Genomic DNA, 12,902 nt, shown 5'->3' with positions numbered 1-12,902 from the left:
AAGCAATTCTTGTTTTGTAAGCGGTTGCTTCGTTTCTTGCCTTCTCATTGTACATTGGAAGCGGAGAAAAAAAGTCGGACGGTTGTGCCGTGTTTTGCGACGAATAAGGGGCCGAGGTAGATGTTTGTTCGATAAGATGAAATCATTCTTCCCCCCTGTGGAACTGAGCACGAAATTCGGAGGGCAAGAGGCGAGTCTGTTCATAGAAGAGGTGGGAAAAATACTTGGAGTCGTTGTAGCCTACAGCATGAGCAACCCACGCGATCGACTGATTCGTTTCGCATAACAGACGCTCGGCCGCTCTTATCCGCTCTTGTCTTAAGTAATCATTGAACGTCGTGCCCGTCAGCTTCTTAAAGCATTGGCTAAAATAGCTTCGGCTCATGTGCACATGATCGGCGACGTCCTCGGCATGCAGCGTATTCGAAGCCTGCTCGCGAATGAACAGCACAGCCCTCAGAATGCTGGTCGTCGTATTGGTGAAATCGGAGGATGCCGCAACGTGCGCATACACGCGTTTCCTGTAATCGCGCAGCCATTCAACCGCCGACCGGACGTCATTGGCATCTGACCGGAGCTCGGCATCCATTGCGATAACGGTCTCCATTTGTGACAACACACGCATGAACAGACCTTCCAGACGGCGAAAAGAAACCTTGGCTTCTACGGTCCTTTTGCATAAGCGCTGGAAGACCGATTCATTATAAAGCCAATAGTGCGACCGCCACTCCTGCTCCAGCCCGCTCCATTCTTCTTCCTCCTGTAGGCAGACGTCTTGCTCGGAAGCAGCCACAGGCGCGGATACCGCGGGAGGCTTGGCTGAGTGATGAGGCTTTTCTCCTGTCATTTGCTGCTGGATTCGGTTCAATATTTGCTCGTCGTCCTCCGATTCCAGACGCACCTTCGATATATAATCGAGCACCCCCATGCGATAAGCCGTTTGCACATTCTCGAACTCTTCATGAAAAGATAAAATAACGGAGCGCAGCCCAGGAAATCTTTGCCGCGTGACTTGAAGCAGCTCCATTCCCGACATGACGGGCATCGAAAGATCGACGAACATGAGATCCACCTCATGCCTTTCCATAAATTCGAGCGCCTTCGCGCCGTTCGCCGCTTCGCCGACTACAATCATATCGTGATTGGTCCAAGGCATAATCGAAATGAAGCCTTTGCGGGCAAGCTTGTCATCGTCAACGATTAATACACGAATCAAATCGCTCTCTCCTTTCTATACTGCTGAATGGGAAGGGTTAACGTAACGGTTGTGCCGTGATTCGGAGTGCTTTCTATACCCATACGAGCTTTATAGCCATAAAAGGATTCAAGCATCGATCGGACATAACGAAGTCCAATCCCCCAGCCTGTCTGCTGCTGATCCGGCGTATCGCGCTGCAATAAGGCAAGCGTCTCCTGACTTAGCCCTTTGCCGTCATCGCGAATCATAATGCGCACCATCTGCGCGGTTTCGTCAGGCGAAATACAGATTTCCAGCTTGCCGTGATCGTCAAGGCCATGACAAACGGCATTTTCCACGATGGGCTGCAGGATAAACCTTGCGACAGGACTATCGAGATAGGTCCCTTCCGCAATATTCAGCTTCACCTCGAAATCATGCCGCATCTGCTGCAGTTCCAGATACGTTCGCATGACGTCTATTTCCGACCTGAAAGTAGCCGTTCCCTCCGACTTGCCCAAGTTATAGCTCAACAAAAAAATCAACGAGGAAACAAACTTCTCAATCTCCGCCTGCTTATGCATAACCGCCAGCCAACGCACCGAATTGAGCGTATTCATCAGAAAATGCGGGTTGATTTGGTAGGCTAGCTTCTCGATCTCCAGCTGATGACGGCGCTTTTCCTTCTGCTCCACATCCATAATCAGCTGCTGAATTTGCCTCTTCATAATATTAAACTGATTGAATAGCCGGTCAAATTCATCGATACCCGTATGATATTGGCTAGTGCCCATATAGCCCTTGCCAAACGTCCTCATTTCCTTCTCTATCAATCGAAATGGCCTGTTAATGAGCCTCCGCAATAATAGAGTGAGCATGAACATCATCAGAAGGGCAACGGCGAGAATCCAATACATATGATTTTTCCACGTATAGAGCTCATGATTGTAGTAGGAGACGGGAAGCAGCAGCGTGATGCCGTAGCCGTAATCGCCTGTCATCCGATTCCATACATAATCGCCCGTCACACCCGATTGCCCGCTTAGCTCGAGAGGCCCGCCGGCCGCAAAAGCAGTTGAATTGCTGCTATAGGTCACCATGTCCGCCGTATCGGTGAAAACAAGCGTATAGGGCATGTACAAGTTTTCCGCAAGCGAGTTCATATCTGTGGTAATATCCGACTTGGCTTCCACATAAACGACTAGCTGCGTTCCGTCTGAAAAGGTAACCTCCCGTGTCACCGACACAACCAGATCATCGCTGAATCGGCATAAAGATTTATGCGGAGACTGGTATTTCAGCTCCCCGATACCGGCGACACTAGGCAAGGATTCCAGCGTGAAGTCACCGCGCAGCGGCAAATTGGATTGATAAGCTTTCCCGCTTGCGGGGTTAAAATACATCACCAGCTGCATAGCCGGATTCGAAAACGTAATTAATCCAATATTATAGGAAATATCGCGTGATAGAAGACGCTGACTATATGGGTCGGCGGTAGAGATATACGTTTCCATCAGGTGACCCACCGTGCCTTCCGGCGTCATCTGCTGCGTAACCTGAAGCAGGTTGTTGTACATCTGATTCAACTTTGATGTTTGCTGGTACAGATCAAAAGCCATAGAGGTCTTGATTTTATCGCGCTGCATCGTGTAGATCGCATTGTAGGAAACAGACGCCATTAAGACGGCGCATCCCACAAAGCCAACAGTCAGAAACACCATAATTCGTTTGCGAAGAGAGGAGAATTGAAACCGGTTGCGAAGCATATTCAAGAAGCTTGTCTTCCTACGTTCCGTTCGATTAGACTTTACCTGGCGATTGCCGAGCACCTCCACCACCTCACAACGAGTATGGAGCAATATTCGCCGCTCGGCGTGTTTCTCCTTCTTTGGGTGCGGGCAGACTGGGAAATGCTCTTGATCAATAATTGTTCCATTCCATTTACTTGAAACGAAACTTTCCAATCCCGCTTTGCAAAGCGAGCGTCATATTCTGCAGCTCGTTGGAGGCTGCTGCCACCTCCTGGACCATCGCGTTTTGCTCTTGTACGGAAGACGCTATCGTGCTGAGCTTGTCCGCGTTTTCCTCCGCCACATCGGCAACCAGCTGTGCCCCCTCCAGCATCGCCGCCATTTTCACAGACTGGATTTGCATTAAAGCGGCAATTTTATGGATGGCTTCAACCGTACGGTTCACCGATTGCGCAATCAAATGCAAATGGCTGATCGTTTCGGTTGTTTTGGACGATTCATTATGGATGAGCTGCGCTTGCGTCTCCATTCGGCCGACGGCCACCGTCAGATCGGACTGTATCGCTTCAATTAAGCCGCCGATATGCTTAACTTCCTTGGAGCTGTGGTTAGCCAGTTTCCTAATTTCCACCGCCACCACCTGAAACCCTTGACCATGTTCGCCGGCATGGGCCGCTTCTATTGAAGCGTTTAGCGCCAGCAGATGGGTACGGTCCGAAATGTCCTCCACGACGCGGATAATATCTTGAATTTGCTCCGCATGCTTCTCGAGCTTATTGACGATGCCGAACGTTTCATTACCTTCTTCGGCAAGTCGCTGCATCGCAGCCGATAACGAATCGATCGCTTCGTTGCTGCTGGCCATCGAGTTCTCCATTCGCACAGCATCCTGCTGAGCCTCCACCGTACATGCCTTCGCGTCGGCGGAAATGCCGGCTATCTCCTCAATGGAAGCATACATCGTTCGAGAAAGATGCGCCTGCGTATCGGTATTGCCCGATATTTCGTCCACCTGTTCCGATATGGCTGTCAGCAGCATAGCCGCTTGCTCTGCCGCCATTCGCAGCTGCTCCACTTCCGTGCCTGTCGCATTCGAATGCGCGTCGATATCGACAACAATACCGCGCAGGCTGGCAATCATCTGGTTGAACGAAATCGCAAGCTGCTTCAGCTCGTCCTTCGATTTCGGAATGTCAACGCCCGCCTTCAAGTCCCCTCCTGCCGCTAATCCCGCTGCCCGGTGCAGGTCGTTAAGCGGCTTCACGAGCCACCTTGCCGTCAGCCATCCGAGCAGCCCTGTCCAAAACACGCCTAATGCGAAGGTTAGCAGCATAAATATCCACGACTCCATGTTCGGAGCCAAATAATCCTTTAACACGAAAATAAAAAAGGCGCTCGTTCCATACGTCGTTATAGCTACTATCGAAATGCCTACCACAATTTTAGTAATCAGGCTTGATTTCATTGGTTCGCCTCCCCGTTGCTGCATAAACTTCCGTCGTTTGCATTATAGCAATCTAACGGTACGGCCAACTGTGATAAACATCACAGGAAGCTTTAAATAAAACGTAAAAGCCGGCATCGCCGGCTTTACTTCGATTCTATCGGCCGTTATTGGGCCGGGGCGTTCATAATCGTAACAATTTCGTCCAGAAGCCGGTCAAGGGTAATCGGATCATCATAGTTGAATTTGCTATTCAACCAATAGACGCGGTTCTCCTTAACGGCAGGCTCGATGCCCGCTTCATCCCAGTCGTCGAACAGAATAAGATCGGGTTGAAGGCTCATTCGTAGCCGTTGCGTTTGCCGACTGAGTCGGCTCCAATGTCGCGGAAAGCTCAACGGAATTCGAAGCTCCACACGCCGAAATAAGCAAGGTAAAAAGCAGCGTTCCCATGATGTCATTAACCAAATATGATAATCATTATCATATTTGCGGTTATAAACGTTTCTTGCAAAATGTAAATGCAAAAAAAGCTGACTACGGTCATTTTCCGTTGTCAGCTTTTCCTATTTTTTGTACAACTTTGAGATTCGTAGACTATTTTCAATATACCGTGTTTTTACTCCATCCTGTCTCCTACGCTTTTATGCGAGAAGTAGACGGAATACATCTCATCCTTTACTTCATATAACGGGATGAATCGGAATCCGCGATCGATCCCCTTCGTCCGGTAATATCCCGGGTTCCACCAAGAGTGATTTCGTTCACGATCCGGCTGGAGCAGCTGTTCTGGCCGCGATGGATCTCCAACCAAGATTCTCTCCTCATGCGTTAACCCCGCAAGCACGATCGGGCCATCCATGAAGGCGAACATCCCCGAATCGCCTGGCAGCGGCTCGGTTTTCAATGTCTTAGGAAGCTCAACCTTTACAACGTCACCATCCTTCCATGCTCTTCTCACTTGAACGAAGGAAGAGGGTTCCATAGGGGCATCTAATGGGTTTTCACCGTTAACACGGATGATCGGCGTACCGCTTATCCACCACGGAAGACGAAGGTTCAGATCAAAGGTTGATGGGTTGTCGAGGCTGATCGTTATGTTATAGACGAAATGGTCCGGACGATGGACCGGAATCGGCGGCATATCGACTTTCGTAATGGCTGTCATCCCGCTTACGGACCAGTTGTTTAAAGGGTAAATTCCATATTGGCCATCCTGCTCGATCTGAATGGTCAGATTGGAATCTGCGCGTCGATGATGAAGCTCGGAAGGAATCCACTGGCAGATGGATATGCCATCCTTGTCCTCCATGAATATTTGCGGTTCGTATGACGCGTTCGCCTGCAGCAAGGTTCCATGACAGCACCAGAAATGCTGTGTCGCGGATCCCCATGTTTTTTGGCTGCCAGGACCTACGCCAAGAAAATAAGAGATCATCCCGGTAGCCCCGTGCTGATGAGACAAGACGCCATTGTAAAACCGACGTTCCCAGTAATCCCCGTAAGAAGCGTCACCTGTCCAGCGCAGCAGTACATGGGCAAGTCTCATCATATTGTAATTGCAGCAATGTTCTTGCCCGACTCCAAGGCGTGCGGCCATATCCATATTGGGCATCCACAGCTCCCCATTATCGCCCGCCCCCGTTGCAACGTAACCCCTTTCGGCTACGGCGCAGCGCCAGAACGCCTCCACAACGTTACGGTAACGCTCCTCGCCTGTTACTTCCCATACTCTTGCGGCACCCAATATCTCAGGGATTTGCGTATTGGCATGTTTGTTCGTCATACAATCCTCTCCTGCAAGAAGAGCATCAAAAAAACGTCTTCGATCATATCGCCGAATAAGCGCCAGATGTTTCTCATCGCTTGTCTCTCCATATAGATCCGCCCATACCTCGAGCATGCCGCCTGTTTCCAGATCAAGCAGCTCATCCATCTGTTCTACAGAGAATTGGCCTGTCCATCGGTAGAACCAGTCTGCTATTCCGGACATGATCTTTAAAGACTGCGCATTGCCGGCTGCCGCGTACATATCGTAAAGGCCCATGAGCAATTTATGGATCGTATAGTGCGGCGCCCAGACGAATTTGCCCGCGGCAATCCGATGCATATACGTTTGCGGAAAAGCAGCCAGCCATTCGCCTCCGTTCGACTCCTGGCATCTCGCAAGCTCATTTACGATATAGTCGGCTTTCCCCTTAATAAGCGGGTCTTGCGTTTGTGCGTAGATTTTAGCCGCGGCCGATAGCCAGTGCCCTATAATATGACCGCGCAGCTCGCAGGTCGGCGACTCCCAGCCCCAGTGCCAATGATCAGGACCGTCCATATTGCTTGTAGTCGCGCTTGTGGTCCCGCCGTTACCGCTGTAGCTCCAAAGCCCGGCCTCCAAATAGAAATTACGGAGCAAATTATCGTTAGTCAAACTCATTAGATAGCTTTTATTTAATTCAAATCTAGATTTGATAGGACCATCACTAAGCTTGATCTTACCTAATGGGAGCTCCTTCAATCGGCTTTCCATACTCATTACCACCTTCATTATATTTGTGTTAGTATTTATTCTAATCATCTACAGATTCTAATGACATGCAGAATAATTTGTTTTCCCTATACTTTTTTTGTGTTTTCACATTAACCATTCAGGAGGCATCATTCATGAAGTCTTCGCTCCATATCACCGCGGAACGGTTTCCGCTCGTAAGGGACATGGGATGGAACGTCACCAGCCACACCTATACCCACCCAGACAGGATATTGGATTATCATGTCTTTCTCTATGTGTCGAAAGGCAGCATGCAATTGATTGAGGATGGCAAGCCCTACATCGTGGGCGAACGCGAATTTATGTTTTTGGAAAAGGGGTTGCATCATTGGGGGCGACCGGAGACCACCGCCGGGACGAGCTGGTATTGGATTCACTTCTACCCTGCTGATGATCGGCATCTCGATTACAAAGATCAGGCTCCGCTACCCGAACCGGATTATTACGCTCCCGAACATTACGAACACCGGATCTATCTCCCCAAGCACGGGCTGGCACCGCCCGGAACAGAGGAACGCTTATCCGCGATTGTTAGAGAATCCGAGCAGCGCGACAGCTATCGTCTGACCCGGATCAGCATTAGCGCCTATCGGTTTCTTCTTGATCTTGCTTCGATGAACGCTATATCCTCCAATAAACGCGGGACCGCAGCTGAACTGGCAGATCGCGTTTTGAACTATTTGTCAGCTCACTTGGAAGAGCCCTTCAACGCCAACGATATTGGAAAGCACTTGAACATGAACTACAGCCACATCTCGTCAACGTTCCGCAAGACGACAGGCCAAAGCATAGTAGAGACGCATACGCGGCTCAAAATGAACAAGGCCGTCGAGCTGCTGCGCACAAGTTCGCGAACGATTACGGAAATTAGTGAACAGCTTGGGTATCAGAACCCGTTCTACTTCACAAGAGTGTTCAAGAAAACATTTGGCGAACCGCCTTCCTCCTTCATCCAACAGTTTTATAAGCCATGACCTGTGCAACAAAATAAGGCATCTTGGACGCTAATCCAAAATGCCTTATTTTTTGATCAACAATATATAAGAACATATTCGTATGCGTAACATTGCTTGTCCTAGAATGAGTCCACACAAGCTCGTTCGCATGCTTTTCCAAATGTTGAATACATATGTAAGTATTCGATGAACAGGAGGAAACAAGCTATGACGCAACACGGGCAATCGTTCATGAGAGGTACGTTAGTGTTATCTGTCGCTGCATTCATTAACCGTATTCTCGGATTTATCAGCGGCATGTATGTTGCTCGCGTACTGGGCGCGGAGGGAATCGGCCTCTTGATGATGGCGGCTCCTCTCCTCCCGCTCGTCATTACGATTACGGAGCTTGGATTGCCAGTGGCCATCTCAAAGCTGGTCGCAGAGGCCCACGCTCGTGGAGAACGAGGGAAAGTGAGACGTATCCTTCACGTCTCGCTAGCCGTCACCAGCGTCTTAAGCATAGCGCTTACGACCATTTCACTATTAGGATCCGAATGGATCGCATCCATCTTGCTGAGCGATCAACGAGCCTATTATGCGATGCTAGCGATTACGCCGATCGCGCCAATTATCGCCATCTCCGCGGTGTTGAAAGGATACTTCCGCGGCATGCAGCAGATGAAGACCATCGCCGCCTCCGATGTGCTCGAGCATACGGTGCAGATCGCTTGTGTCCTCGCATTGGTACACCTATTGCTGCCTTTCGGCATCGCGTATGCGGCCGCGGGTGCAATGGCTGCATCCGTCGTCAGCGAAGCGATCAGCCTCTTATTTCTAGTGGCAAGCTACAAGCTGTACGGAGAATCGAAGGTGCAGGGCGAGACATGGGCGAGTAACGTGAAGCAAGGAAGAAGCACGCTTGGTGAGCTGCTGCAGATCGGACTGCCGACGACCGGTCACGGCGTTACTCACTCGTTATACAGCACCTTCCAACCGCTTCTCATTACATCCAGCCTGGCGCTGGCCGGCATAGGCACGGCGTTAGCCACGAAGCAATTCGGCCTGCTGGCCGGCTATGTATTTCCACTGCTGTTCATGCCAAGCTTTATCACGCAGTCCTTGTCCACCGCTCTCATTCCTGCGATTGGCGAGGCAGCGGCGAACAAGAACAGTCTGCTTATGCATGAGAGGATGAATCAGGCGCTAAGCTTGGGGCTTCTGATCGGCGCGCCGGCGACCGTCATTCTGTTCGAGTGGGCAACTCCGCTTACGACGCTTGTCTACAACGCACCGGAAGCAGGATTGCTGCTGAAAATATTGGCGCCGATGTTTTTCTTGCATTATTTCGACGCTCCGCTGCATGCCATCCTGCTCGGATTAGGCCGCGCTAAAGCTACACTGTGGAACTACGTGGCAGCAACGATCGTCAAGGCTATCGCGATCTTCGTGTTCGGCAGCCAATTCGGCATTATCGGCATCGCGTACGGCATCGGCATCGGAATTGTCATGCAAACCCTGTTAAACTTTTTTTCGATCTCAGGTTCGATCGGATTATATTTGAGCGTTCGTCCTTATATCAAAGTTGGGATCTGTATGATGCTGATGGCGATATGCGGGCACTGGACCTTTGATTATCTTATCAATCAAGGCTTACCGCTGTTATGGAGCGTCATAGCTTCCATCGTTTGTTCCTTGCTCATCTATTTCGTTACACTCGTATTGACGGGTACTTTGAATTGGAAAAGCAAGCTCCAGAGGTTTTCGATTCCGTGGTAAATAATTTTTGTTGCCTTCTTCGCACCTACAGCAGCTCGAACCGCAGTTGAAGCTCAGGAGTCTCCGATTTCTCTTCCAGGTGAGACTCGCAGTATCCTAATTCCAGTACCCCGGCGATACGCTCGTTGCCTAGTACCCCAAAAGTTGCGGCACGGCTCCGGTCATACATCCAGTCATGCAGGGTGAAGCGCACGCCTAAGCCCTGCTCATAGGCCAGCAGACGGAAATTTTGAACCAGGCAGGAGACGGCTGCAAAGTCCTCCTCCTGCTTAAAGCGGTCTGCTTCTTCTCTCATCACGACTAGCAGATATGCCGGAGCCGGTTCCTGTAAGCCCTGCAGGAGCCTCCCATTCGGGTTATCGGCAAAAATAAATCTCCATGGCTCGCGAAGCCCATCGTTCGGCGCCCAAACCGCATAATTAAGCAGCTCCAGCATCAGCTGCCTAGGCACTGGACGATCTAAAAACTTGACCGGACTGCTCATTTCTCCGAATAAATCGGTTAGTTTCATTTTCACACCTCCACCTTCAATTCGCATGTCCTTGATATACGGTCCACTTCTGCTCGGCTGGCGTTCTTTTGCGGCTCCTAGGCGCTTTATCAAAGTAACCCAGATGGAGAATGCCGACGAATCTTTCATCCTCATGCAGGCCGATTCCTTGGAAGAAACCTTCATGCTGAATCATGGACTCCGTATCCCACAGCATGCCTAATCCCCGTTCCCAGCCCAGCAGTTGAAAGCTCTGCATGATCCCGCATACGGCCGAATAATTACGGTCATTGGTCAAACGGTCCGGCCCTACAGAGGACATGACAATGACATGGGCGGGGATATCGGTAAATCTCTTTTTGAATACATCCAATAGTTTTCCCGGAATCAGCTTACCCAGCTTACTCTGGGTCATCTGTGCAAGCATATAATCGGCCAGCCTTTTGTTTGCTTCGGGAGTTCCGGCATAGACTACGCGCCAGGATCCAGTGTCTATGGACGGTTGCAGCCGGGCTGCGCTGCTCAGCAATTCAACTACCAGCTCTTGCTCCACCGGCCTGGAATTACATTTGCGGATACTTCTGCGTTCCTTGATCAATTCAGCCAAATTCATACCCTTCATCCTCCTTCGGATCACCTGGATTCGATGTCTATGCTCGTATCCTGAAGAAATTTATGGATCACCTTCAGCTCCATTTCTGAATATCTGTCCAAGAATCGGTAAAAACGTTCTGCTTCAAGCTCATGAAGACGTTCGTGCAGTTCGAAGATTTTTTTGCCTTGCTGCGACAAACGGAAATAACTTTCCTTCTTGTTGTCATTCATTTGCGTGCGTTTGACGAATCCTTCTTCCAGCAGTTTGCTGCCGATCTTGGTAATACTCGCCTTAGACAAATTCATCGCCTCGGCAATTCCCGTATTGTTAATCGGTTCATGCCGCCCGATGCAATCAATCACATGAACCGCGGTCAAATTTTGGGGGAATTTCTCGATGGCTTCCCTTTGGGCGATACTTTGAAAATGTTCGATTTCCGTAACCTTATAACTCTCATAGACATGTAAAAACCGGATATACTGCTCATATAGCAGCTGTTTGGTTCGCTCTTCTGCATCCATCCCTCAATCGCCCCTTATTAACGAGTAAACATTCAAAATTACTTAAAAGATAACATATAAACAAGATTTTAAACCAATATTGTTTACTAGTTAAAAATATATCATGGATGATACTGGTTATCAACTAATGTCACTATGTCACTAGCCATATTTCTTTATCATGACGTTTAGAAACTCGCGAAAATCTTCTACAAATGCTTTAGGTTCTATGATTTCCAAATCCGATCCAAAACTAGCTAAAAACCGGAATCCAATATCGTTTTGCGGCACATCGATTTTGGCGATACAGAATTCGGAATTATAGGCTTCAATCCTTTTCTGACCGTATCTTTCAATAAAGTGATCTTTAATTTGATGGGAGATCAATGCATTAATTGTTATTAATTTCGGCTGATAATGTTTTTCGGCCTTTTGCTCAGTCATAAAATCTCTAGCAACAAATGTTTGGATATCGATATTAAGATTATCCGTTCTGGACAATTTGAACGTTCGATATTCCATTCGATTTAAACAAAAACCCTTCAAATACCAACTCGTTTCGCTAAAATGAAGCTGGTATGGCTCGACCCTTCTATCCGTCTTGACTCCGCTTCGATCTATATAATCGAAGGTTAGCAACCTTCCTTGCACGATTGCTTCTTGACAAGTCTTTAAGATTTGGACAATTTCAGAACGACCGTCCCAATCATAAAATGACAGGTGAATCGAACCTTTCGAAGGTGCTGAGCCGATCATCGATTCCATTTTTTTAATCGTTAGTTCTACTTCGTCACTAAATAGAATTTGTCCTAGTCCGCCCAGTGCGGTTAATATATTCTCCAAGTCTTTACTGCTTAATAGTCGTTTGTCTAACTTGTATTCATCCATAATCCCGTATCCGCCATTAACTCCGTTTATAGAATAAATAGGTATATTAGACATGCCGAGCGTTTCCATATCACGTAAAATCGTTCTTTTGGACATGTTGAATAATTGAGCGAACTCGGTTGCTGAAACGACATTCTTTTGCAGCAAAATCATGACTATAGATATTAATCTTTCGATTTTATTCATATTGACCCTCCCGCCTGAACTTAGAAAAAAAATAAAAAAAGCTATAAAAAGGTGACAACTAAGCTGTCACCTATTATAGCTTATACTTCATGTATGACAAGAAGGAGGTTTTAACATGTCCGTTATTACGTATTTAAATTTTGATGGGAACACCGAGCAGGTCATAACGTTTTATTCAGAAGCGCTACATGCAAGCAAAGTAAAAAAAGTGAAATTCAAGGATTTCCCGCAAGATCCGAACTACCCTTTACCAGAAAACGAGTTGAATATGATTATGGAGTCATCGTTAGAATTCGCTGGCGGCAAAATAATGATGTCGGATATTCTGCCTTCGATGAAGAACGTAACGGGTGAGTTGGTTAAAGGCAACAATATACTAATTAGTATCGTAATTGATGATAAACAGCTACTAGAAAATTACTTTTCTAATTTGTCCGTAGGCGGCTATGTTATCATGCCGTTATCAGAAATGCCTTGGTCTTCCTGCTTCGGAATGTTGGTTGATAAATTTGGTGTTGTCTGGAAGTTTAATAGTGACGCTGAAATGTTCCTTGATCGTTTAGTTTCAAACTCTTAAGGAAAAGTGGCAACGGATTTTTATCGTTGCCGCTTTTT

12 protein-coding genes are annotated in these 12,902 nt (G+C 48.1%); 3 read left to right on the top strand and 9 right to left on the bottom strand.

Features of this window, described 5'->3' with window-relative positions:
• Positions 1-142: 142 nt before the first annotated feature.
• The 5 genes from AC1DF0_RS26425 to AC1DF0_RS26405 all read right to left on the bottom strand — a co-directional run bounded on the left by AC1DF0_RS26425 (position 143) and on the right by AC1DF0_RS26405 (position 6,893).
• Complete coding sequence (locus tag AC1DF0_RS26425; protein WP_477576254.1) at positions 143-1,216, bottom strand: response regulator transcription factor; 1,074 nt, start codon at positions 1,214-1,216, stop codon at positions 143-145.
• Positions 1,213-2,943 (bottom strand): sensor histidine kinase, encoded by a 1,731-nt coding sequence (locus AC1DF0_RS26420; RefSeq protein ID WP_477576289.1) that lies wholly within the window; start codon positions 2,941-2,943, stop codon positions 1,213-1,215. The genes AC1DF0_RS26425 and AC1DF0_RS26420 overlap by 4 nt, the downstream gene beginning before the upstream one ends.
• A 175-nt stretch (positions 2,944-3,118) precedes the next feature.
• Positions 3,119-4,393, bottom strand: a complete 1,275-nt coding sequence (locus tag AC1DF0_RS26415; protein ID WP_477576252.1) for a methyl-accepting chemotaxis protein — start codon at positions 4,391-4,393, stop codon at positions 3,119-3,121.
• Positions 4,394-4,539: 146 nt separating this feature from the next.
• Entirely contained in the window at positions 4,540-4,716 is a 177-nt protein-coding gene (locus tag AC1DF0_RS26410; RefSeq protein ID WP_477576250.1) for a hypothetical protein, read from the bottom strand.
• Positions 4,717-4,991: 275 nt separating this feature from the next.
• The gene (locus AC1DF0_RS26405) at positions 4,992-6,893 is read right to left on the bottom strand and encodes a beta-L-arabinofuranosidase domain-containing protein (protein ID WP_477576248.1); all 1,902 of its coding nucleotides are present in this window, start codon (positions 6,891-6,893) and stop codon (positions 4,992-4,994) included.
• A 134-nt stretch (positions 6,894-7,027) separates the two neighbouring features.
• Here AC1DF0_RS26405 and AC1DF0_RS26400 point away from each other — a divergent pair, with 134 nt between their 5' ends.
• Positions 7,028-7,888: an AraC family transcriptional regulator gene (locus tag AC1DF0_RS26400; RefSeq protein ID WP_477576246.1), complete on the top strand. Its 861-nt coding sequence runs from the start codon at positions 7,028-7,030 to the stop codon at positions 7,886-7,888.
• 189 nt (positions 7,889-8,077) lie between these two features.
• A complete protein-coding gene (spoVB, locus tag AC1DF0_RS26395; protein ID WP_442051659.1) occupies positions 8,078-9,628 on the top strand; it encodes a stage V sporulation protein B in 1,551 nt (516 codons plus the stop codon).
• 25 nt (positions 9,629-9,653) lie between these two features.
• On the opposite strand, the gene AC1DF0_RS26390 is transcribed toward spoVB, so the two are convergent.
• From AC1DF0_RS26390 to AC1DF0_RS26375, 4 genes are all read right to left on the bottom strand, one after another.
• Positions 9,654-10,139: a nitroreductase family protein gene (locus tag AC1DF0_RS26390; protein WP_442051658.1), complete on the bottom strand. Its 486-nt coding sequence runs from the start codon at positions 10,137-10,139 to the stop codon at positions 9,654-9,656.
• 16 nt (positions 10,140-10,155) lie between these two features.
• Entirely contained in the window at positions 10,156-10,731 is a 576-nt protein-coding gene (locus AC1DF0_RS26385) for a nitroreductase family protein (RefSeq protein ID WP_477576243.1), read from the bottom strand.
• Between the two features lie 20 nt (positions 10,732-10,751).
• Entirely contained in the window at positions 10,752-11,234 is a 483-nt protein-coding gene (locus AC1DF0_RS26380) for a MarR family transcriptional regulator (RefSeq protein ID WP_477576241.1), read from the bottom strand.
• A 141-nt stretch (positions 11,235-11,375) separates the two neighbouring features.
• Positions 11,376-12,287 (bottom strand): helix-turn-helix transcriptional regulator, encoded by a 912-nt coding sequence (locus AC1DF0_RS26375; protein WP_477576239.1) that lies wholly within the window; start codon positions 12,285-12,287, stop codon positions 11,376-11,378.
• Positions 12,288-12,402: 115 nt separating this feature from the next.
• Between AC1DF0_RS26375 and AC1DF0_RS26370 the strand changes: the two genes are divergently transcribed.
• Positions 12,403-12,864 carry a VOC family protein gene (locus tag AC1DF0_RS26370; protein ID WP_477576237.1) on the top strand — a complete coding sequence of 154 codons (462 nt, stop codon included), beginning with the start codon at positions 12,403-12,405 and terminating at the stop codon, positions 12,862-12,864.
• Positions 12,865-12,902 lie beyond the last annotated feature (38 nt).

The sequence above is a fragment of the Paenibacillus sp. 05T425 genome (genome assembly GCF_056396205.1).
The sequence above is the reverse complement of the archived record's forward strand: the minus strand, read 5'-3'. Positions and strand labels throughout refer to the sequence as shown.